At 72.7% G+C, this 22,124-nt stretch carries 21 protein-coding genes; 10 read left to right on the top strand and 11 right to left on the bottom strand.

The window, feature by feature from the left end; all coding sequences use genetic code 11:
- Positions 1-36: 36 nt before the first annotated feature.
- The 8 genes from rnpA (at position 37) to KVF89_RS23140 (ending at position 6,439) form a co-directional block, all read left to right on the top strand.
- The gene (gene rnpA, locus KVF89_RS23105) at positions 37-417 is read left to right on the top strand and encodes a ribonuclease P protein component (protein ID WP_257428905.1); all 381 of its coding nucleotides are present in this window, start codon (positions 37-39) and stop codon (positions 415-417) included.
- Positions 414-740, top strand: a complete 327-nt coding sequence (gene yidD / locus KVF89_RS23110) for a membrane protein insertion efficiency factor YidD (protein WP_257428907.1) — start codon at positions 414-416, stop codon at positions 738-740. The genes rnpA and yidD overlap by 4 nt, the downstream gene beginning before the upstream one ends.
- 36 nt (positions 741-776) lie before the next feature.
- Positions 777-1,793, top strand: a complete 1,017-nt coding sequence (yidC, locus tag KVF89_RS23115; RefSeq protein ID WP_372497963.1) for a membrane protein insertase YidC — start codon at positions 777-779, stop codon at positions 1,791-1,793.
- Positions 1,790-2,443, top strand: a complete 654-nt coding sequence (locus KVF89_RS23120; protein ID WP_372497956.1) for a Jag family protein — start codon at positions 1,790-1,792, stop codon at positions 2,441-2,443. Before yidC ends, KVF89_RS23120 begins: the two co-directional genes overlap by 4 nt.
- Positions 2,444-2,469: 26 nt before the next feature.
- Complete coding sequence (gene rsmG, locus KVF89_RS23125; protein ID WP_257428909.1) at positions 2,470-3,264, top strand: 16S rRNA (guanine(527)-N(7))-methyltransferase RsmG; 795 nt, start codon at positions 2,470-2,472, stop codon at positions 3,262-3,264.
- Between the two features lie 284 nt (positions 3,265-3,548).
- Positions 3,549-4,397 (top strand): ParA family protein, encoded by an 849-nt coding sequence (locus KVF89_RS23130; protein ID WP_257428915.1) that lies wholly within the window; start codon positions 3,549-3,551, stop codon positions 4,395-4,397.
- Positions 4,394-5,434, top strand: a complete 1,041-nt coding sequence (locus tag KVF89_RS23135; RefSeq protein ID WP_257428916.1) for a ParB/RepB/Spo0J family partition protein — start codon at positions 4,394-4,396, stop codon at positions 5,432-5,434. The genes KVF89_RS23130 and KVF89_RS23135 overlap by 4 nt, the downstream gene beginning before the upstream one ends.
- A gap of 465 nt (positions 5,435-5,899) precedes the next feature.
- Positions 5,900-6,439, top strand: coding sequence for a hypothetical protein (locus KVF89_RS23140; protein WP_257428918.1), 540 nt, complete (start codon positions 5,900-5,902; stop codon positions 6,437-6,439).
- Here the strand turns inward: KVF89_RS23140 and KVF89_RS23145 are convergent.
- The 4 genes from KVF89_RS23145 to KVF89_RS23160 form a co-directional block, all read right to left on the bottom strand.
- Positions 6,339-7,616 (bottom strand): sensor histidine kinase, encoded by a 1,278-nt coding sequence (locus KVF89_RS23145; RefSeq protein ID WP_257428920.1) that lies wholly within the window; start codon positions 7,614-7,616, stop codon positions 6,339-6,341. The two genes, KVF89_RS23140 and KVF89_RS23145, sit on opposite strands and share 101 nt — an antisense overlap.
- 2 nt (positions 7,617-7,618) lie before the next feature.
- The gene (locus tag KVF89_RS23150; protein ID WP_257428921.1) at positions 7,619-8,287 is read right to left on the bottom strand and encodes a response regulator transcription factor; all 669 of its coding nucleotides are present in this window, start codon (positions 8,285-8,287) and stop codon (positions 7,619-7,621) included.
- Between the two features lie 6 nt (positions 8,288-8,293).
- Positions 8,294-9,082 carry a lysophospholipid acyltransferase family protein gene (locus KVF89_RS23155; protein WP_257428923.1) on the bottom strand — a complete coding sequence of 263 codons (789 nt, stop codon included), beginning with the start codon at positions 9,080-9,082 and terminating at the stop codon, positions 8,294-8,296.
- 134 nt (positions 9,083-9,216) lie between these two features.
- On the bottom strand, positions 9,217-10,440 hold the full coding sequence (locus KVF89_RS23160) for a pyridoxal phosphate-dependent aminotransferase (RefSeq protein WP_306809823.1): 1,224 nt from the start codon (positions 10,438-10,440) through the stop codon (positions 9,217-9,219).
- 55 nt (positions 10,441-10,495) lie between these two features.
- Here KVF89_RS23160 and KVF89_RS23165 point away from each other — a divergent pair, with 55 nt between their 5' ends.
- On the top strand, positions 10,496-11,167 hold the full coding sequence (locus tag KVF89_RS23165; protein WP_257428927.1) for a GNAT family N-acetyltransferase: 672 nt from the start codon (positions 10,496-10,498) through the stop codon (positions 11,165-11,167).
- A 28-nt stretch (positions 11,168-11,195) separates the two neighbouring features.
- Here KVF89_RS23165 and trxA read toward each other — a convergent pair whose 3' ends face one another.
- The 7 genes from trxA to KVF89_RS23200 form a co-directional block, all read right to left on the bottom strand.
- A complete protein-coding gene (trxA, locus tag KVF89_RS23170) occupies positions 11,196-11,522 on the bottom strand; it encodes a thioredoxin (RefSeq protein ID WP_273475405.1) in 327 nt (108 codons plus the stop codon).
- 48 nt (positions 11,523-11,570) lie between these two features.
- Positions 11,571-12,581: a thioredoxin-disulfide reductase gene (trxB, locus tag KVF89_RS23175; RefSeq protein WP_257428928.1), complete on the bottom strand. Its 1,011-nt coding sequence runs from the start codon at positions 12,579-12,581 to the stop codon at positions 11,571-11,573.
- A gap of 152 nt (positions 12,582-12,733) precedes the next feature.
- Positions 12,734-13,564 carry a hypothetical protein gene (locus KVF89_RS23180; protein ID WP_257428930.1) on the bottom strand — a complete coding sequence of 277 codons (831 nt, stop codon included), beginning with the start codon at positions 13,562-13,564 and terminating at the stop codon, positions 12,734-12,736.
- Between the two features lie 49 nt (positions 13,565-13,613).
- Positions 13,614-14,360: an RNA polymerase sigma factor SigM gene (sigM, locus tag KVF89_RS23185; protein ID WP_257428932.1), complete on the bottom strand. Its 747-nt coding sequence runs from the start codon at positions 14,358-14,360 to the stop codon at positions 13,614-13,616.
- A 138-nt stretch (positions 14,361-14,498) separates the two neighbouring features.
- Positions 14,499-16,445: a protein kinase family protein gene (locus tag KVF89_RS23190; protein ID WP_257428933.1), complete on the bottom strand. Its 1,947-nt coding sequence runs from the start codon at positions 16,443-16,445 to the stop codon at positions 14,499-14,501.
- A 72-nt stretch (positions 16,446-16,517) separates the two neighbouring features.
- Positions 16,518-18,215, bottom strand: coding sequence for a murein biosynthesis integral membrane protein MurJ (gene murJ, locus KVF89_RS23195; RefSeq protein ID WP_257428941.1), 1,698 nt, complete (start codon positions 18,213-18,215; stop codon positions 16,518-16,520).
- A complete protein-coding gene (locus KVF89_RS23200; RefSeq protein ID WP_257428942.1) occupies positions 18,212-20,503 on the bottom strand; it encodes a DUF6049 family protein in 2,292 nt (763 codons plus the stop codon). Before KVF89_RS23200 ends, murJ begins: the two co-directional genes overlap by 4 nt.
- 91 nt (positions 20,504-20,594) lie before the next feature.
- Between KVF89_RS23200 and KVF89_RS23205 the strand changes: the two genes are divergently transcribed.
- The gene (locus KVF89_RS23205) at positions 20,595-22,034 is read left to right on the top strand and encodes a CCA tRNA nucleotidyltransferase (RefSeq protein ID WP_257429186.1); all 1,440 of its coding nucleotides are present in this window, start codon (positions 20,595-20,597) and stop codon (positions 22,032-22,034) included.
- The last annotated feature ends 90 nt before the right edge of the window (positions 22,035-22,124 follow it).

Raw genomic sequence — 22,124 nt, forward strand, 5'->3', positions numbered from 1 at the left:
CCGCGTGTCCGCCCAGCGGTTCGCGTGGGGCTGACCGTGCTCGCAGCCGACCACCGGCTCACCGACCCGGACCTGTTCCGGGCCGCCGGCCGCCGTGGTCGACGCGCCGGCTCGCGCACCCTCGTCGCCCACCTGCTGCTCCCTGAGGGGCAGCAGGTTGTCGGCATGTCCGGGGAGACCGCGCCGGCTCGGGTGGGCTTCGTGGTCAGCAAGGCCGTCGGCAACGCCGTCGTCCGCAACCGGGTGAAGCGCCGGCTGCGGCACGCGGTGCGGCCCTCGCTCGGGGCGCTGCCGCCGGGCTCGGTGCTGGTGGTGCGGGCGCAGGCGGCGGCCGCCGCGGCGTCGTACGCGGAACTGAGTGACGACCTGGCTCGTTGTCTGGATCGCGTGGGTACGCACGGGCAGGAGGCGCGATGAACCCGCTGACGTGGTTGCTCGTCGGACTCGTGCGCGGCTATCAGCTCCTGATCAGCCCGCTGCTGGGGCCCACCTGCCGCTACTACCCGTCGTGCTCGGCGTACGCCGTCCAGGCGCTCCAGGCGCACGGTGCGCTCCGTGGCAGCTGGCTGGCGGTGCGTCGCCTGCTGCGCTGTCACCCGTGGGCTGCCGGCGGGGTGGACCACGTCCCCCCGCGGCGCGGGCACACGCACGACGAGGACCCCTCCCCCGCGCGTGCTGAGCGCGACCCCGAACTCCGCCCGGCGACCGCCGAGCGCTACCCCTTCCAGCAAGGAGCCTGATCAGTGGGCATCATCGGCGACATCGGCAACTTCATCATGGTGCCGCTGTACTACATCATCTCCGCGGTGCTCATCGGCTGGCACGAGCTGTTGTCGGCGATCGGGCTCGACCCGTCCGGCGGCCTGTCGTGGGCGCTGTCGATCATCGGCCTCACCCTGGTCATCCGGGCGGCGCTGATCCCGCTGTTCGTCAAGCAGATCAAGTCCAGCCGCAACATGCAGCTGCTGCAGCCCAAGGTGAAGGAGCTGCAGAAGAAGTACGGCCACGACCGGCAGAAGCTGGCCGAGGAGACGATGAAGCTCTACAAGGAGGCGGGGACCAACCCGTTCGCCTCCTGTCTGCCGATCCTGCTGCAGATGCCGATCTTCTTCGCGCTCTTCCGGCTGCTCGACCAGGCGGCGCGCAGCGGCAAGGCCCACGGCTTCCTCGACGTGGAGCGGGCCAAGCAGTTCGGCCAGGCCGACATCTTCGGCAAGATCCCGATCGCGGACTCCTTCTGGGGATCGCGCACCTGGGGCGACGAGCCCAACGCCACCGTCATGGTGGTCGCGCTGATCCTGGTGCTCGCGATGACGGCGACGACCTTCTTCACCCAGCGTCAGCTGATGGCCAAGAACATGCCGGCCGAGGCGATGAGCGGGCCGTACGCCCAGCAGCAGAAGATGCTGCTGTACATCCTCCCCGTGGCCTTCGGCCTCGGCGGTGTGGCGTTCCCGATCGGTGTCCTCCTCTACTGGACCACGTCGAACCTGTGGACCATGAGCCAGCAGTTCTACGTCATCCGGAACAACCCGGCGCCCGGCACCCCCGCCTTCAAGGCGAAGGAGGACCGGGACAAGGCCAAGGCCGCCCGGCACGGCCATGCCGCGACCGACACCGTCGTCGAGGAGAAGGTCGAGGAGGAGCGCCGTCCCTCCACCCGGCAGCAGCCGAAGCGACAGAGCCGCTCGCAGCGCAAGGGCGGCCTCCAGAACAAGCCCGGCGGGCAGGCGAATCAGACGCCGCCCGAGGGCAAGGACGAGACCACGAACGATGAGGGAGACAGCAAGTGAGCGCTGAGACCGAGACCGAGATCGCCACCGAGGACGCGGCGGACGTCGCGCCGGACACGGCCACGGACGCCGAGGTCGACGACGTGGCCGCGGCTGACGACGTGGTGGACGACGAGACCGACGAGACCGACGACGAGACCGACGAGTCGGACGAGTCGGACGAGTCGGACGCCCCCGTGGGCGAGACCGACCGCGTCTCCCGCCTCGAGCAGGAGGGCGACATCGCGGCTGACTATCTCGAGGAGCTGCTCGACATCGCCGACCTCGATGGCGACCTGGACATCGACGTGGAGGCCGACCGGGCCGCCGTGTCGATCGTGGGCGCCGAGCTCAGCCAGCTGGTCGGTCGCGACGGCAAGGTGCTCGAGGCGCTGCAGGAGCTCACCCGGCTCGCGGTCTACCGCGAGACCGGCGAGCGGTCGCGGCTGATGCTCGACGTGTCCGGCTACCGCGCGGACAAGCGCACCCGGCTCACCCAGCTCGGTGCCGAGACGGCCGCCGAGGTCGCGAAGTCGGGTGAGCCGGTCTCCCTGGATCCGATGTCCCCGTTCGAGCGGAAGATCGTCCACGACGCTGTCGCGGCCGCGGGCCTGCGCTCGGAGTCGGCGGGCGTCGAGCCCCGCCGTTACGTCGTGGTGCTCCCGGCCTGAGTGACCCGGAAGGGTCGACGTTTCACGTGAAACACGACGACGACACCGCACCCCCGGTGTCCCCCGGTCCCGAGGACCGGGCGGGCCCGGGGGTGCTGCCTGCTCCCCCGGCGATCCTCGCGGAGGTCTTCCCCGCCGACCGGCGGGACCTGCTGCTGGCGTACGCCGAGCTGCTGGCCACGGACGGCGTCGTACGCGGTCTGATCGGGCCGCGCGAGACGCCCCGGCTGTGGGAGCGCCACCTGATCAACTGCGGCCTGCTGGCCGCCGCCCTGCCCGCCGACGCGACGCTCGCCGACGTCGGCTCCGGAGCGGGACTGCCCGGCCTGGTTCTCGCGATCGCCCGCCCTGACGTGCGGGTGACGCTGATCGAGCCCCTGCTGCGCCGGACCACCTTCCTCGAGGAGGCCGTCGAACGACTCGGCCTCACCAACGTCACCGTCATCCGCGGTCGCGCGGACGCCGTCCATGGCGTCGCGACCTATGACGTCGTGACCGCACGAGCCGTCGCGGCCCTCGACAAGCTGGCCACCTGGTGCATGCCGCTGGTCGCGCCGGACGGCGCGCTGCTGGCCATGAAGGGCAGCAGCGCCGCCGAGGAGGTGGCCGCGGCCGAGGAGACCTGTCGGCGGCTGGGCTGTACGCCGGCCGTCATCGAGGAGCTGGGTGCCGAGCTCGCGGCCGAAGGTGCCGTCGAGCCGATTCGCATCGTCCGTCTGTCGTGGGCCGACCCGGCCCGCGTATCGTTGCCGCTTCGTGGCCAGCGTGGTTCTCGGGAATCACGCGGGGGCTCGTCGCGAAGGAAGAGGAGGAAGTCGTGAGCGACTCATGGGGTCCCGGTTCCGGGTTTTCCACCGGTCCGGAGGCGGGTGCTGAGCGTGAGTCTCCACAGAACCTCCCTAGTTATCCACAGGGCGGCACGGAGACTGGAGAGATCCGCGGGGAGCAGGTTTCACGTGAAACCGGGGCACCTCGCGGGGAGGCTGTTTCACGTGAAACCGCCGGAACTCCCTCCGCTCCGCTGACGGCGGCCCAGCTCGCCGAGCGGGCCGCTGGCTTCGACGACGACCTCACTCCCCTCGCCCGGGCCGCCCAGGCGACGGTGATGGTCCGTGCGGGCATCCCCCAGGAGCAGCTCGACCGACCCTCCGAGACCCGGGTGTTCGTGGTCGCCAACCAGAAGGGCGGCGTCGGCAAGACCACCTCCACGGTGAACCTGGCGGCGGCTCTCACCCAGCTCGGGCAGCGGGTCCTGGTCCTCGACCTCGACCCCCAGGGCAACGCCTCGACGGCTCTCAACATCGAGCACCGCCAGGGCACGCCGTCGTCGTACGAGCTGCTCGTCGACGGTACGGCGATCGCCGATCTCGCCCAGCCCTGCCCCGACGCCTCGGGGCTGTGGGTGGTGCCCGCGACCATCGACCTGGCCGGTGCCGAGATCGAGCTGGTGAGCGTGGTCGCTCGCGAGCAGCGGCTGAAGAAGGCACTCGACGCGCACCCGCGGATCGGCACCGCCGCCGCGGTCGGCGAGGACCGGTTCGACTACGTCTTCATCGACTGCCCGCCGTCGCTGGGCCTGCTGACCCTCAACGCCCTCGTGGCGGGTGCGGAGATGCTGATCCCGATCCAGGCGGAGTACTACGCACTCGAGGGCCTGGGTCAGCTGCTCGCCACGGTCGACATGGTGCGGGCCCACCTGAACCCCGAGCTCGCGGTGTCGACGATCGTGCTCACCATGTTCGACGCCCGCACCCGGCTCGCGGCGGGCGTGGCCCACGAGGTGCGCGAGCACTTCGGCGACCAGGTGCTCAAGACCGCGATCCCGCGGTCCGTGCGGGTCTCGGAGGCGCCGTCGTACGGACAGACCGTGATGACCTACGATCCGGGCTCGCCGGGTGCGCTGAGCTACCTCGAGGCGGCGCGCGAGATCGTGACCCGAGGGAGCATCTCGTGAACAGCAACGCCCCGCGTCGCGGTCTCGGCCGGGGTCTGGGCTCCCTCATCCCGACCGCGCCGCCGCCGCCCGTACCTGACCCGGCGGCGGACGCGGATGTCAACCGCGCGGCTCAGGATCCGGACTTTGCCGCTGGAGCCAGTTCTGGCGGGTCGCCGGACCCCAGGTCCGCCGGGTCGACGAAGGGCGCTCAGATCGCGGATTCGGGTCTGCGGCCGGTCGAGGGCGCCTACTTCGCCGAGCTGCCCGTCGAGCAGATCTCACCCAACGCGGTGAACCCGCGAACGGTCTTCGACGAGGAGGCCATGGCCGAGCTGGTGCACTCGGTGAAGGAGATCGGCCTCCTGCAGCCGGTCGTGGTGCGCAAGACCGGCGCCGAGACCTACGAGCTGGTCATGGGCGAGCGCCGGTGGCGTGCCACCCAGCTGGCCGGGCTCGACACGATCCCCGCGATCGTCCGCGAGACCGACGACACGGACATGCTCCGCGACGCGCTGCTGGAGAACCTGCACCGCAGCAACCTCAACCCGCTCGAGGAGGCGGCCGCGTACCACCAGCTGCTGGAGGACTTCGCCTGCACCCACGACGAGCTGGCCCAGCGGATCGGGCGGTCACGCCCGCAGATCAGCAACACCCTGCGTCTGCTCAAGCTCTCCCCCGCGGTCCAGCGCCGAGTGGGAGCCGGGGTGCTGTCCGCGGGCCACGCCCGCGCCCTGCTGGGTGTGGCGGACGCCGAGCAGCAGGACCGGCTGGCCCAGCGGGTGGTGGCCGAGGGCATCTCGGTGCGCGGCCTGGAGGAGATCGTCGCGGTCGGCGACGGCATCAGCGGTACGACGCCGCGCCCGCGCCGCGCGAAGCCGCAGGCGCCCGGTCTGGGTGAGCTCGCCGAGCGCCTGGGCGACCGGCTGGAGACCCGGGTCAAGATCGACCTCGGCAAGGCGAAGGGGCGGATCTCGATCGAGTTCGCCAACACCGGCGACCTGCAGCGCATCATCGACCTGATCGACCCGCGCAACCGCGCCGACCGGCCGATCTGACCGGACTCCCCTGCCCCGCGAACAGGGCGCGACCGAGCCGTCGGTCGCGCCCTGTTTCACGTGGAACGCCGGCGGGGCGGGGCCGGGGTCCCGCGGGGAGCCGCACGGACCCGGCGGGTGGGGCCGGCGGGGTGGGGCCGGCGGACGGGGCCGGCGCAGTGACACGCCGTCCACCGCACTGGTCGCCGGTTCTCAGCACGACACGTCCCGGATGCGCCCGCCCACCGCGGAGAACTGCCGGGTAGCCCGGCGGACGGCGTGCCACTGCCGGTGGGACCTCGCCGCACGCACATCCATATGTCGACAAAGAGACAAGTCAACAAGACGATATATCGTTAGATCCATGTGACGCCTGAGATCAACTGTGAGGCTCCTGTGACACACGTGCCGCGATGGTGTGAGGCGAGGACGCGATGCTGGTCAGGCCGGCGAGATCCGCCGGTCGACCGAACAGAACGGACCCCGATGAGAGACACCTGCCCCCGCCGTACCGCCGCCCTCGCCGGCAGCGTGCTCCTCGCCCTGGGCGCCTTCGCCGCGTGCGGGGTGGAGGACGAGAAGCCCGTCGAGGCCGAGCCGGGCGCCGGCTCCGGGACGACGTCCGGCGAGCAGACCGATCGCGCCGTCGCGGCCCGGGCCGCGGTGACCTACCTGCTCGACTGCGTGGGCGAGCCGGTCGCCAGCCCGGCCACCGTCACCGTGGCCTGCGCCGACGGCAACCAGAGCCTGACCGACCTGGCGTGGTCGGACTGGGGCGCCGACGAGGCCACCGCGACCGGCACGATGGTCGCCAACGACTGCGAGCCGAGCTGCGCCGAGGGCACCGACGTGACGGTCCCGGTGAAGGTGGCGGTCTCGGACATCGTCGAGGGCGAGGCCTCGGCGACCTACGGCACCATCACCGTCACGGTCCAGGGCGACGTGCCGGAGGGGATGGCGGCGACGCAGACGTACCCGCTCCAGACGGTCGACCCGGTCGACCCGGAGATGGGTCCGGGGTCCTGAACTCCACCGCCACCTCCGCGCCACCGCCGGGCGGGTTCGCCATCGTGACGGTCGCGCCCAGCACCCGGGCCTGACCCTGCACGATGGTGAGCCCGAGGCCGCTCCCCTGCCCCGTGCTGTGGAACCGGATCGCTCCGGCCCCCAGGACGTCGTCGGGGAGGCCCGGCCCCGCGTCGCGTACGACGAGCCGCGGTCCGTCCACGACCAGGCCGGTGACGCCGCCGCCGTGCCGCTCGGCGTTGGCGACCAGGTTGCCCACGATCCGCTCGACCCGACGGGGGTCGACGAGCACCTCGGCGTCGCGGACGATGTCGGCGCCGGGCACGAGCGGGCCCAGCAGGTGGGGGGTGAGCGTGACCTCCTCGGTGCCGCTGTCGAGGCGGGCCACCTCGAGCAGGTCCTCGACCAGGTGCCGCAACCGTGCCACCAGGGCGCGCAGCAGATCGGTGGCCTCGCCCGGCGGCAGCAGCTCGCTCGCGCTCACCAGGCCGGCGACCGGCGTACGCAGCTCGTGCGCCACGTCGGCGGAGAACGCCTGCTCGACGCGTAGCCGCCGGTCGAGCGCGTCGGCCATCTCGTCGACAGCCCGGGACAGGGCCGCCACCTCGTCGCGGCCACCGACGGTGCACCGGGCCGCTCCCCCGCCGCTGATCACGGCGGCCGCGGTGGCCGCCCGCCGCAGCCGCCGGCTCAGGCCGGCCCCGACCAGCATGCCGAGGAGGGCGGTGAGCGGCAGCACCGCCGCGGCGGCCACCAGCATCCGCTCGCGCAGCGAGGTCCGGGCGGTCCGGACCGGCGCGTCGTCGAGCGCCACGCTGGCGATCCGGTCGGCCGAGAGGCGCCGGGCCGCCCACATCCGGCCGTCGGCGTAGTACGTCGAGGCGCGGTCCTCGTCCAGCTCGGGCAGCGACTCCCGCAGCTGCCTGGGCACCCGGGCGGGGTCGAGGGAGAGGTCGTAGCGCAGCGTCGAGGTCACCTCCAGGACGGCGATCCCGGCATCGAGCTCGGTCAGGGCCTGGGTCCGCAGCCGGTCCCGCGCGTCGGCGGCCGACTGGTGGTCGACGACGATCCCCACCCCGAGCAGGGTCGCGAGGGACGCGGCCACGACGGCCACGGTGATCCGGGTGCGCAGTGAGTGCCGCCAGCGGGGAGCACCGCCGGACCGGGAGGCGGACACGGTCAGGACCGTGCCATCTTGTAGCCCGCTCCTCGTACCGTCAGCACCCGGTCGGCGCCGATCTTGGCCCGCAGCCGCTGCACGGTGACGTCGACGACGTGCGGATCCCCCCAGCTCGCGCTGCCCCAGACGATCTCGAGCAGCCGGGTGCGGCTGAGGACGATCCCGAGGTGGTCGAGGAACGCGACGAGCAGCCGGAACTCGGTGGCCGACAGGTCGACCACCGCCCCGTCGCGCTCGACGGTCATCCCGTCGACGTCGACGCGCAGTCCCTCGTGGTCGAGGATCCGCGTGGGCGCCCCTCCCCCTCGGCGCCGCAGCAGGGCCCGCAGCCGCGCCTCGAGCACGTCGCCGTCGAACGGCTTGACCACGTAGTCGTCGGCGCCCGCGTCGAACCCCACGACCTGGTCGCGCGGCAGGTCGCGCGCGGTCAGCAGCAGCACCGGCAGCTCACCGTCGGCGCGGATCCGCTCGGTCAGCCGGAGACCGTCGAGCTTCGGGAGCACCACGTCGACGACGGCGAGGTCCACCGGCCGGGTGAGGTACGCCGACCAGCCGGCCTCGCCGTCCGCGGCCGTCACGACGCGGAAGCCGCGGGCCTCGAGCACCAGCCGCGTCGTCGTACGCAGGTCGTCGTCGTCCTCGACCAGCAGCACCAGCGGCGACTCCACGACCGCCTACTTGCCTCGGTCGGCCTTCTTCTCGGCGGCCTTGGCTGCCCGCTTCGCGGCGCGCGCCCGCAGCTCGGCCTTGTCGAGGCGGTCCGCCTCGTCGGGCGTGGGCGCGGATCCGCCGAAGCGGGCGGGCGTCCACCAGCTGCCCGGGGCCTTCTCGGCCTCGGGATACTCCGCGAGGACCTCGTCGAGCATCAGCTTCATCGCGACCCGCAGCTCCTCGGTCTCCGCAGCGGTGTCCTCGCCCGTGGGGTACAACGGCTCGCCCACCTTGACGACGATCGTCTTGGCCGAGCGGGAGAAGTCCTTCGGGTGGTCCTTGGTCATCAACCGGTGCGCACCCCAGACGATCACCGGGATGAGCGGTACGCCGGCGTCCGCCGCGATCCGCGCGGCACCGGACTTGAGCTCCTTGATCTCGAAGGAGCGGGAGATGGTGGCCTCGGGGTAGATCCCGACCACCTCACCGGCCTCGAGGTAGGCCAGCGCGTCCTTCATCGACTGCACGCCCGAGGAGCGGTCGACCCGGATGTGGTGGAAGGAGCGCAGGAGGTGACCGACGCCCGGGGCGTCCATCATCTCCTTCTTGATCATGAACCGGACCAGGCGCTTGCGGGGCTCGGCGCCGGCACCGGCGTAGATGAAGTCGACGTAGCCGGTGTGGTTGATGGCCAGCAGCGCGCCGCCCTTGCGGGGGATGGACTCCGAGCCGCTGACGACGACCCGCTGGCGCATCAGCTTGAAGAGCACCTTGGCGGTGACGATGACGGGCGGGTACGTGATGTCGAGCACCGGTGCAGTCTGTCAGGCTCACCCAGAACGGTGCGACTGCGTGTCGCGCAGACATGTCGGCCGGAATTGCCGCCGGCGAACAAAACGACACCGACCCGGCGCGTTCAGACGCGCCGGGTCGGTGGACGAGGGCGTCAGCGCCGGGTGGCGAGGAAGTCGGCGATCCGGCCGATCGCCTCCTCCAGGACCTCCACGTCGGGCAGGGTGACCAGACGGAAGTGGTCGGGCTCGAACCAGTTGAACCCGGTGCCGTGGGTGACCAGGATCTTCTTGGCCCGCAGCAGCTCGATGACGAAGCCCTCGTCGTCGTCGATCGGGTAGACCTCGGGGTCCAGGCGCGGGAAGCAGTAGAGCGCCCCGCGGGGCCGGACCGAGGAGACGCCGGGGATCTCGTTGAGCAGCCGGTCGGCGAGCATGGCCTGCTCGTAGAAGCGGCCGCCGGGCACGATCAGCTCGTTGATCGACTGGTAGCCGCCGAGTGCGGTCTGGATCGCGTGCTGGGCCGGCACGTTGGCGCACATGCGCATGTTGGAGAGGGTGGTGAGGCCCTCGAGGAAGTCCTCCGCGAGCTCCTGGGGACCGGAGATCATCACCCAGCCGGCGCGGTAGCCGCAGACCCGGTAGGCCTTGGACAGACCACTGAAGGTGAGGCAGAGGACGTCGTTGCCGGCCGCCTGCGCGGCGTGGTGGTGCACCGCGTCGTCGAACAGGATCTTCTCGTAGATCTCGTCGGCGAAGACCACCAGGTCATGGCGCCGGGCGATGTCGACCAGCTGGGACACCATCTCCTTGCTGTAGACGGCGCCCGTGGGGTTGTTGGGGTTGATGATCACCAGGCCGTGCGTGTGCTCGGTGATCTTCGACTCGATGTCCTCCAGGTCCGGCATCCAGCCGTCCTGCTCGTCGCACCGGTAGTGGACCGGCGTGCCTCCGGCCAGTGACACCGCGCCCGTCCACAGCGGGTAGTCGGGTGCGGGGACCAGGATCTCGTTGCCGTCGTCGAGGAACGCCTGGAGGACCATGGAGATCATCTCGGAGACGCCGTTGCCGATGAACACGTCCTCGACGGCGGTGTCCTTCAGGCCGCGCGACTGGTAGTACTGCGCCACGGCCGTGCGCGCGGAGTAGATCCCGCGGGAGTCGGAGTAGCCCTGGGCGTCGGGCAGGTTGTGCACCATGTCGGCGACGATCGCCTCGGGTGCCTCGAAGCCGAACGGTGCCGGGTTGCCGATGTTGAGCTTGAGGATCTTGTGGCCCTCGGCCTCCAGCCGCTGGGCCTCGACGAGGATGGGACCCCGGACGTCGTAGCGGACGTTGCGAAGCTTCTGGCTCTGGCGGATCTTGCGCACGGACGTCATTCTCTCAGGTCCGCGCCACCCACTTTCGCTCCGTTCGCGGACGTACCATCGAGACGTGGCCCGGACCACGGTCCCTCTCACCCTCGATCTGCTCGACGCCCTGTTCCACGACACGGACGCGCCGTGCCGGACCTGCCTGTTCTGGGAGCGCGAGCCCGTGCACCGCGAGCGCCTCGACCCCGACGAGCGGGCCGCGGAGAAGGAGACGTGGGTCTCCGAGCTGTTGCGCGAATGGGGCTCCTGCGGCCGGGTGGCCCTCGTCGACGGCCGCCCGGTCGGCTACCTCGTCTACGCGCCCGCGGCGTACGTCCCCGGCGCGGCCGCCTTCCCGACCGCGCCGGTGTCGCCGGACGCGGTGCTGCTGACGACCGCCTGGGTCTGCCCGGAGTACGCCGGCGGCGGGATCGGCCGGCTCCTGGTCCAGGGCATGGCGCGTGACCTCGTCGGTCGCGACGGGATCCGCGCGGTCGAGGCCTTCGCCCGCACCGGCCGGGGCGGTCCGTCCCGCTCCGCGTCGTGCGTCGTGCCCGCGGACTTCCTGGCCCGGACCGGGTTCAAGACCCAGCGCGCACACCCGCGGACGCCGCGGATGCGGATGGAGATGCGCTCGCTCGTGTCCTGGCGCGGCGAGATGGAGGCCGCGTGGGAGCGGATCGTCGGCGCCGTACGCCGACCCAAGCACGTGCCGACGCCGGTGCCCCGGGAAGCACGAGGCCCCCGGAGCTGAGCTCCAGGGGCCTCGGGCGGAGTGCCGATCAGATGAAGTCGGCGAGCTCGTTGAGGATCGCGGCCTTCGGGCGGGCACCGACGATCGTCTTCACGACCTCGCCGCCCTGGTAGACGTTGATGGTCGGGATGCCCGTGACGCGGTACGACGCCGGGGTGACCGGGTTCTCGTCGACGTTCATCTTGAGGAAGGTGATCTTGTCGCCGTGTGCACCGGCGAGCTCGTCGAGGATCGGGGCGACCTGACGGCACGGCCCGCACCACTCGGCCCAGAAGTCCACGAGGACCGGCTTGTCGGACTTGAGGACCTGCACGTCGAACTCGGCGTCGGTCACGGCGGAGATGTTGTCGGCCACGGCGGCCACCCTTCCGGTTGGTTGGACGAAACGTCTGTGTAGTTGAACCTACGCGGTGGCGCTGGCATTCCCGGCGAGGGCATTCCCCGCGGTCGCGGCGGCGTGGTCGAGCCCGGCGAGATAGCGCTCGGCGTCGAGGGCGGCCGAGCAGCCGGTGCCGGCGGCCGTGATGGCCTGGCGGTAGGTGTGGTCGACCAGGTCACCGGCGGCGAAGACGCCCGGGATGTTGGTCGCGGTGGAGCCGGGCTGCACGAGGACGTAGCCGTCGTCGTCGAGGTCGACCTGGCCGACCAGGAGCTCGGAGCGCGGGTCGTGGCCGATGGCGATGAACAGGCCGGTGGCGGGCAGCTCGCTGGTGGCTCCGGTGACCGTGTCCTTGAGGGTCAGCGACTCCAGGGAGTCCGCGCCGTTGATCGACTCGACGACGGAGTTCCAGACGATCTCCAGCTTCGGGTCCGCGAAGGCACGCTCCTGCATGATCTTCGAGGCGCGCAGCTCGTCGCGGCGCACGATGAGCGAGACCTTCGACCCGAACCGGGTGAGGAAGGTGGCCTCCTCGACGGCCGAGTCGCCGCCGCCGACGACGGCGATGTGCTGCTCGCGGAAGAAGAAGCCGTCGCAGGTGGCGCAGTAGGAGACGCCGCGTCCGGAGAGCCGCTCCTCGTCGGGCAGGCCGAGCTTGCGGTAGCCGGAGCCGGTGGACAGGATCACGGCGCGGGCGGTGTAGGTGTCGGTGGCGGTCTTGACGATCTTGACGTCACCGGTCAGGTCCACCTCGACCACGTCGTCGGCGACCAGCTCGGCACCGAAGCGCTCGGCCTGGGCCCGCATCTCCTCCATCAGCTCGGGGCCCTGGATGCCGTTGCGGAAGCCGGGGAAGTTCTCGACCTCGGTGGTGTTCATCAGCGCACCGCCGGCCGTGACCGAGCCCTCGAAGACCAGCGGGCTCAGCTGTGCCCGGGCGGCGTAGATCGCGGCGGTGTAGCCCGAGGGTCCGGACCCGATGACGATGACCTCGCGGACGTCGGGGCGGATCTCGGACGTGGCGGACTCGGACATGGAACTCCCCGGTGGATCTGGTGGTGGGGCCGGCTGCGGTGGGCGGACCGGCGGACACTTGGACAACGAGATCGTAGGCCGCGAGATTCCCGAGGAGGTGCTCCGGTCCAGGAGCGGCGGTGGTGAGCCGCCCGCCGCCCGTCAGCCGCGGCTCAGCCCGTGGCGGCGAGCGTCGTGGAGTGGATGACGTCGCCGGTGCCGCAGGCGAGCACCTCGGCCTCCTGGGTCGACCCGGCCGGCTGGCGGAAGGCGACCACGGCCGGCTTGCCGTCGTAGAGGACGCCGACGAGGTATCCGCGGCCGAAGGACGCCGGCTCGCAGATGAAGCCGGCGGGGATGGTGAGCGTGGCGCCGGCGTAGTCGGCGGCGGCCGGGTGCGGCAGGGTGACGTGCTGGAGCGCGACCAGGTCCTCACGCAGGTGGTCGGCCCGCACCTCGCGGACCGGCTCGTCGGTGGGGACCCGCTGCGGGAGGACGTACGGCTGGTCGAGCTCGCCCGAGGCCGCCGGACTGGGGGCCTGACCGGTGGGAGCGTTCTTCGCCTGGTCGCCGCCGGCCTCATCCTCGGCCTGCGCGCCGGCCACGGCACTCTCGCGGGCCGAGTCGTCCTGGGCGAGCTGGTGCGCCGTCGCGAGGTCGTCGCTGCCGGCACCGTTGTCGGACACGAGTCCGACACCGACCGCGACCACCGCGACCGCGGCGGCCGCGCCGAACAGGAGCCGGACCCGGCGCCGGCGCCGCAGCGCCGCTGGGTCGAGGGGGACCACGACCGCGGGTGCCTCGGGATGGCTCAGGTGGACGCCGCCCGGCGGCAGGGAGGCCGCGGCGCGCTCGGCGGCGAGGCCGGTGATCACGCTGTCGAGCCGGGCGGCGACGTCGCCGGGGAGCGGCACCGGTCCCCCCGCGTCCGCGAGGGCACGGCGAACGGCCTCCTCCTGGGCGGAGGTCGGCGGTGCGGCGGACGGCTCGGTGGCGTCGTTCATGTGGGATTCCTGGCACGGGGGCCCGGTGGGGACGGGCGGGGTGGGGTGATCAGTCGACGGCGGTGCCCGCGGGCGGTCCGCGGGGCGTCATCGATCCGACGTCCGGGGCGCCGGACGGGTTCCCGGCGTCATGGGCGGCACGGCCGGCGGTGGTGTCCGCGCCATCGTCGGCGAGGTCGTCCAGTACGTCGGCGAGGAGGACGGCGAGCCGGGCCCGGCCGCGCGAGCAGCGGCTCTTCACCGTCCCCTCGGCGCAGTCGAGGATCTGCGCGACCTCGGCGACGGGATAGCCCTCCATGTCGACGAGCACCAGCGCGGCCCGCTGCTCCTCGGGCAGCGTCGCCAGCGCGGTGAGGACCCGCTCCCGGCGCTCGGTGACCAGGCTGTGCTCGACCGGGTCGACAGCGGTGCCGACGGTCTGGCGGACCCGGCGGTATCCGGCCTCGACGGCGTCGAGGTCGTCGGGCAGCGGCTCGGTCCGGCGTACCGACTCCTTGCGCAGGCGGTCCAGGCACGCGTTGACGACGACCCGGTGCAGCCAGGTGGTCACCGCGGCGTCGCCGCGGAACGAGCCGGCGCGGCGGAACGCGGCGACGAGGCCGTCCTGGAGGCCGTCGGCGGCCGTCTCGGGGTGGCCGCAGGTGCGCAGCGCGACGGCCCACAGCCGGTCGCGATGGCGGGCGACGAGGACACCGAAGGCCTCGGGGTCGCCGTCGACATGTGCGGCGAGCAGCTCGCGGTCGCTCGAGGCGTCGCCTGGCGGCGTGTCGCGGAAATGACTCACCGTCTCACGCACCCAGGGCACGCACCTCGCCGCGTTGGCGACGCTCGGAAGACAACCCGGTATGCCATCGCGCCGCCGCCTTGCGATGCACGCACCCTGAGCACGTGAACCGGCAAGCCATCTCCGCGACACGCCACTGGCTCGCGCACGTCACTCACCACGGACCACCACCTCGGATACCTCGGCCCGGAAGTCGCCGTCGACCTCGGGCAGGGCCGTCCACCACAGGACAAGGTAGCGAGACCGGACCGGATCCGCCCCCGCGAGGGTCAGGACGCCGCCGCCGGCCTGGGTGGCGGCCGGGGTGCCGGTCGGTGCGTCGGTGGGCGCGGCGGTGCCCGGCACCGCGTGGAGGGACACCTGGTTGGGCTCCATCGACCCCTCGTCGACCATCCGCACCGTGACGCTGTCGACCGTGCGGACCGCGCCCAGGTCGATCACCAGGCCGACACCCGTCTTGAGGCCCGGCGGCGGACCCAGCTGGTTGTCGAAGTAGGTCTGCGTGCTCCACGTGGTGCGGACGTCGCCGTCGGTCAGGTTCTCGAGGGACCCCGGGTCCTCCTCGCCGTCGCCCAGGGGGTCGAGGTCGTCGAGCGCGATCCCGTCGAGGACCGCGGCCCGGCCGGTGCTGGTCTCCACCGTGGTCGGGGTCTCCTCCGGGTCGCCGCCGAGTGCGGTGCGGCCCCGGCCGAGGTTGAACGCGATCGCGATCGCGACCAGGAGCAGCACCGCCAGCGCGACCGCCATGGCCAGGCGCAGCCAGCTCCGACCCGGCACCTTCTCGAGGTTGTCGGTCGAGCCGCCGTCGTCCGGGCCGGCGCCGGTCTCCCACGGCCAGAAGCCGCTGGACGGCGGGCCGCCGGGCACCTCCCCCGACGGGACGGGTGGCAGCCGCGGGCGTCGTACGCCGCCCGGCGGGTCGGGAGCGAACAGCGGGCGCTCGGGCAGGTCCTCGAACGGCGGCGGTGGCGGCGGTGGCGTGCTGCGGGTGCGCAGCCAGGTGACGTCCTCCTCGCCGAAGACCGGCATGCCGGCCTCGGTGGGGAGCTCGGTCACCAGGGGGATGTCGGACTCGTCGGGCTCGTGGGGCTCCGGTCCCCGGTCGGGCTCCCTGTCAGGCTCCGGTCCCCTGTCAGGCTCCGGGTCCGGCGCCCGGTCGGGCGCGACGGCCGCGGCGGGCGGTACGACGGGGATGTCGTCGCGCGACGCGTCGTGCGGCAGCGGGTCGGCGAGCGCCGGCAGCCACACCGGCCGCAGCTCGTTGATCGGGGGCACCGCCCGCGCCAGCTGCTCGGGCATCCCGGCCGGATCCCCGACGAAGGCGACCAGCTCCGCGGCGATCGCCGCGGCCGTGGACACGTCGGGATGATCGCTGCCGCGCCGTCGGCGGCGCGACGGGACGGGCGCCCCCGCGCGCTGGTCGAGCTCGCGCCACAGCACGTCCAGGGGCTGCGGGACGCCCGCCACGACCTGGCGGGGGCTGAGGGTCGTGTCGTTCTCGCGGGGGGCGGCGGGGACGATCGAGCCGGACGGGCCGGGCCAGGTCGCGGTGAGCGCGCAGTGGAGCAGGCCGCCGAGGTCCTCCAGGTCGCCCTGGACGTCGCCGGGCGAGAGTCCGTGCAGGGCGGCATCGACGCACATCCCGATGATCCGCACGGCGCCGTACCGGTCGATGAGGACGTTCTCCGGGTTGAGCCGGCCGTGCGTGACGCCCGCCGCGTGGGCGCGGGCCAGCGCGTCGGCGACGTCGGCGACCAGCCAGGCCGCGTTGCGCGGGGCCAGCGGCCCGTCGTGGGTGACCAGGATGTCGAGGGAGATGCCGGTGCCCCACTCGTTGACCACGAAGCAGCGGCCGTCCTCCTCCTCGGCGTCCAGGACCCGCAGGATCCGCGGGTCGAGGACCTGCGCGGAGGTGCGCGCCGCCTCCACCAGCGCGTGGGCGCGGGCGTCGTCGTGGGCGATGACGTGCAGTGCGACGAAGCGCTCGAGGATCCCGTCGTGGGCGCGCCAGAACCGCCCGCCCCCGCTCTCGCTCAGCAGGTCGATCAACCGGTAGCGGCCCGCGAGGACATCGCCCGACCGCGTCGACGTCGCCACCTCGACCCCCTGCTCGCCCTCGTGTCCCTCAGGTGTCCCTCTGCTTGTCCCTCCGGGTCACCTTAGACCGGCTCAGCGCCGCCGCAGCCGCCCGGCGACGGTGTCGGCCACGGAGGTCACCTCGGTCAGCCGCAGCGGCCCCGCGACGGTCAGCAGCGCAGCCCCCGCGCCCGCGCTGACGATCGCCACCTCGACCGCCGCCAGGGTCCAGTGCGGATGCCGGCCGACCAGCTCGACGACGGTGTCGGTGACCACGATGTCGAGGAACCGGGCGACCACGAACACGACCACGCTCGCTCCCAGCAGGCGCAGCACGAACCCCTGCCAGCGGCGGGCGACGCCGCGCGCCGCGCCACCTCGGCGCAGCCGGCGGACGAGCACGACCGACGAGATCGTCGCGCCGACCGCGTACGCGCCGGCGTAGGCCAGCACCAGCATCGGTGCGGTGTCCCACGGGTCGACCTGGGCGACGAGGAGGATCGCGAGACCGATGTTGGTGGCCGCGATCGCGCACTGCACGTAGAACACCAGCCGGTTGAGCTCGAGCGCATAGAACCCGCGCAGCACCAGGTAGTGCACGGTGAACGCGACGACAGCGAAGCCGAAGAGCACCATCGACGACTCGAAGCGGTAGACATAGGGGGCCGTCGCGCCGTGCCCCCACACGACCTGGGCCAGCGGCAGCGCGATCGAGGGCAGCAGGGCCGAGAACGGTACGACGACGACGAGCGCCGTGCGCAGCGTGCTGCCGAGCGTGGTGGCCAGCCGGCCCATGTCGGCGGCGGCCGCGGCGGCGGACAGGCGCGGCAGGATCGCGGTCGCCAGGGAGACGGTGATGATCGAGTGGGGCACCATCACCACGAGCATCACGTTGGAGTAGATCGTGATGCCGGTGCCGTCGGCGGCGGAGGCCGTGCCGCCGGACGCGAGACGCACCACGACGACGTACGCGATCTGGTTGACGACCACGAACAGCACGGTCCACAGGCCGAGCTTGAAGGTGTGGCCGAGGCCGACGCCCCGCCAGTCGAAGCGCGGCCGGATCCGCACGCCGCTGCTGCGCAGGTAGGGCACCAGGACCAGCAGCTGGGCCGCGATCCCGATGGTGGAGCCGATGCCGAGCAGCCGCTCCTGGCCGGGGGTGAATGCCGCCAGCTGCTCGGCGGGACTGGCCGGGCCGAACGCGACGAGGTAGGTCACCAGGACCGCGATGGAGATCAGGTTGTTGGCGATCGGCGCCCACATCATCGGCCCGAACCGGCCCCGGGCGTTGAGCACCTGCCCGAACAGCACGAACATGCCGTAGAAGAAGACCTGGGGCAGGCAGAAGCGGGCGAAGTCGATGGCGGACTGCCGCTGCTCGGCGAGGTGCGGGGCGTCGTAGCTCGGCACCAGGACGTGCATGACGAACGGCGCGGCGAGGACGAGCAGCACGGTCACCAGGCCGAGGAAGCAGGCCGCGAGGGTGATCACCCGGTTGACGTACGCCGCGCCGTCGTCGGCGTCGTTCTTCATCGCGCGGACGATCTGCGGCACCAGCACCGCGTTGAACACGCCGCCGGCGAGCAGGATGTAGAGCATGTTCGGCACCGTGTTGGCCACGGTGAAGATGTCGGCGTGCAGGGAGATGCCGAGTGCCGCGGCGAGCAGCGTCGAGCGGATGAACCCGCTGAACCGGGACACGACGGTGCCGGCCGCCATCACGGCGGTGTTGGCGAGGATCCGGCGCTGCTCGCCGGCGGCGCCTCCCGTGGTGTCGCCGTCGGTCACGAGGCGGCCTCGCCGCGCGCGGCACGGAACCGGCGGACCAGGCGGATGCCGATGGCGACGAAGAGGATGCCGGCGCCGGTGCCGATGATCGCCCAGATCACGACGCCCACCTGCCCGGAGCGGATCGGCAGCTCGTCCTCGGCGCCGAGCGGCGTGCCGTCGGCGTCGGTGAGGCGCAGCCGCACGTTGTGGACGCCGGTGCCGCGCATGTCGGCGCTGACCGGGACCGACGATCGGCTGTTGGCCGCCAGGACGATGGGGTTGGCCACCGAGATCGTCGCGCCGTCGTCGGTCGCGACCTCGATCCGGACCGTCACCGCGTGGTCGAGGGTGTTGCTGACCGCGACGTTGAAGCTGCCCGAGCTGCTCGACAGGGTGACCCCCTGGGGCGCGTCGAGGCCGACCTGGTCGAGCTGGTCCTCCACCCACGCGCGGGAGCGGCCCAGGCGCGGCCCGGCGTCGGCGTCGTCGCGCATGGCGTACGACGTCCCGGCGAGCGCCTCGCCGACCAGCGTGTCGCCGATCGTGTAGGCCTCGCCGAGGATGCTCTGCAGCGAGCGGCCCGCGCGGATCAGGCTGCCGGCCTCGTTGAACACGCTCGCGTCGAGCTGCGCGGCGACCTGGCCCTGCGGGTAGGCGAGGTCGTCCGGGTCGAGCTGGCGCTCGTCGGCGTCGGCGGTGTTGACGGCGAGGTCGTTGGTGCGGGTGAGGGTCGGGAGGTCGACGAGGGTGACCAGGTCGGTGTCGAGCCCGGACCAGAAGTCCCGGGCGCCGGCGGCGTCGATGCTGGAGGGCAGGACGACCACGAGCGGATCGGGTCGCTCGTCACCGGCCCGCAGGATCCGTACGACCGCCTCGCTGAGCAGCCGCTGGCGCAGGGCGACCGGCGCCAGGGCCGGGTCGGGGCCCGGACCGCCGCGGGCGGTCGCGGTGCTGGTGGGCACGATCGGCCGGTCGTCCACGAGGCCGCCGACCGGGGCGCCGTCAGGGAAGGCCTCTGCCGAGAACATCTGCTCGCCGAGCAGCACCGTCGCCCCGTCGTCGACGTCCGCGATCGCCGCGGCGTCGAGATAGCCGTTGCGGGACGCGACGACGGGGGTCGCCTCGACGCCCCAGGCGGCCAGCGTCGGCGCCGCGTGCTTGCGGGCGGTCGCGTAGAGACTGGGCAGGGCCCGCGCCGCGGCGGAGAGGTCCGGGTCGCCGTACGGGAGCGCGGCCACGGTGTCGTCGGGCAGCACCGTCGCCGCGCGCTGGACCCAGCTCTGGGCCGCGCGGACCAGGGTGTCGTCGGGGTCCAGCGTCGCGGCGCCGAGGTCGGCCGCGTCGTCGGTGCCCTCGCCGGCCTCGTCAGCATCGTCGTCGCTCGGGGACCCGCTCGGCGAGGGGTCCTCGCTCTCCTCCGACCCGCCGTCGGGGGCGACGGGCGTGATCGCCCGGACCGGGTTGCCGGCCGCGAGCTGGTTGACCGCGTCGGGCACGGCGGGATCGACCAGCCAGGTCACCGGTGCGGTGCCGCTCGCCGACCCGAACGCGAGCGGGCCGCCGAGGACGCCCTCCGGCGAGAGCGCCTCCTCCCACCAGTCGGTGCGGCCGAGCTCGCCGTCGGCCGAGTGCGCCACCCGGCCGCGCAGCGGGACGACGACCGCGGTGTCGACCCGGGCGGAGGTGCCCGGCTCGACGTACGGCAGGAAGGTGCGGGCCCGCCCGTCGGCAAGGAGGTCGCGGCCGTCGGGGTTCTCGCCCAGGGCGTGCACCCCGAACCAGTACACGCCGGTGGTCGGGTCCGCGAAGACCTCGCGCAGCACCCGCTGCGGGATCCGGATCGAGTACGCCTGGGACTCGCCCGGGCCGAGGGTCTCGATCTGCGCCTGCACGTCCGGGTCGTCGATCTTGCGCACACCGACCTGGGCCTCGGGGTCGGTGGCGACCGCATCGATCAGCTCGGCCTCGGTGGTCATCGCCGGCGGGCAGCCGACGCAGTCGGCGCCGGCGCCGAACATCGGGTAGAGGTTGATGCGCTGCCACGTCTCGAGGTCGACATTGGTGACCCAGCCGCGGATGACCAGAGGGCCGGTGCGGGGGAGCACGCCGGGCGTGAGCTCGTCGATGGTGACCTCGAGCGGTGGGTCGTACTCCGCGGTCTTGGGCGCGGTCTCGGGCGCGGCCGCCGGCGCGGGTCCGCCCGGGGCCGCGGACGCGGCGGGGACGCCGGCCAGCGCGGGAGTGGCGAGGCCGAGGAGCAGAGCGGTCGCCAAGCCTGCGAGCAGGCGGGAAGGACGGCGGACCACGAACCCGAGGGTAGTGGGGGCCTTGACGGCGTCCCGCCTAGACTCTCCGCCCGTGACCGACACGCCCGACCAGACACCCCCCGGCGCCCCGCTGAGGCTGGTCGACGTCCAGGCCGCTGTCGCCGCCGAGCTCGACCGGATCGCGCCGGTCATCGACGACCTCGGCGCCCGCTTCGCCGCGGCCGGCCACGAGCTGGCCCTCGTCGGTGGGCCGGTGCGCGACGCGATGCTCGGCCGCGCGTCCAACGATCTCGACCTCACCACGTCGGCCCGCCCCGAGCAGACCGACAAGATCCTCAAGTCCTGGGGCGACGCCTGGTGGGACATGGGCCGCGACTTCGGCACCATCGGCTGCCGCAAGGGCGACTGGATCGTCGAGGTCACCACCTACCGCTCCGAGTCCTACGACCCGGACTCGCGCAAGCCCGAGGTCCAGTACGGCGACACGCTGGCCGGTGACCTCGGCCGCCGCGACTTCACCGTCAACGCGATGGCGGTCCGGCTGCCGGGCCGCGAGCTCGAGGACCCGTACGGCGGGGTGGTGGACCTCGCGCACCGGGTGCTCCGCACGCCGGGGACGGCCGAGCAGTCCTTCTCCGACGACCCGCTGCGGATGATGCGGGCCGCCCGCTTCGCCGCGCAGCTCGGCTTCGCGGTCGACCCGTCGGTCGTGCGCGCGATGACGGACATGGCGGACCGGATCACGATCATCTCGGCCGAGCGGGTGCGCGACGAGCTGACGAAGCTGATCTGCGCGCCGTACCCCCGGCGGGGGCTCGAGCTCCTCGTCGAGACCGGGCTCGCCGACCGGGTCCTGCCCGAGCTGCCGGCGCTCAAGCTCGAGCGCGACGAGCACCACCGGCACAAGGACGTCTACGAGCACACCCTCACCGTGCTGGAGCAGGCGATCGAGCTGGAGCCCCGGCTGGCGGAGCGCGCCGAGATCCCCGCGCCCGACTTCGTGTCCCGGTTCGCCGCGCTCATGCACGACGTCGGCAAGCCGAAGACCCGGCGGTTCCAGGACGACGGCATCGTCACCTTCCACCACCACGACGTGGTCGGCGCCAAGCTGACCCGCAAGCGGATGAGGGCGCTCAAGTTCAGCAACGACCAGATCGACGCCGTCGGCGACCTGGTCGAGCTGCACCTGCGGTTCCACGGCTACGGCTCCGGCGAGTGGACCGACTCCGCCGTGCGTCGCTACGTGCGCGACGCCGGCGACCAGCTCGAGCGGTTGCACGTGCTGACCCGCGCCGACTGCACGACCCGCAACAAGAAGAAGGCCGACCGGCTCCGTCGTACCTATGACGACCTGGAGGCCCGGATCGACCGGCTCGCGGGCGAGGAGGAGCTGGCCTCGATCCGGCCCGACCTCGACGGCAACCAGATCATGACGATCCTGGGCATCGGCCCGGGCCGCGAGGTCGGCGAGGCCTACAAGTTCCTGCTCGAGCTGCGCCTCGACAACGGCCCGATGGCGCAGGACGCCGCGGCCGCCGCGCTCCGGGAGTGGTGGGCCGCGCGCGGCTGAGCCTGAATCCACCGATCTGCCGCGTCGCGAGCGCCACCAGACGGGTGCGGTGGCAAGGCGTCCGGCGCGAAGCCAGACTGGGCGTCTGTC

The sequence above is a fragment of the Nocardioides carbamazepini genome (assembly GCF_024614185.1).
In the GTDB taxonomy this organism is placed as follows: Bacteria; Actinomycetota; Actinomycetes; order Propionibacteriales; family Nocardioidaceae; genus Nocardioides; species Nocardioides carbamazepini.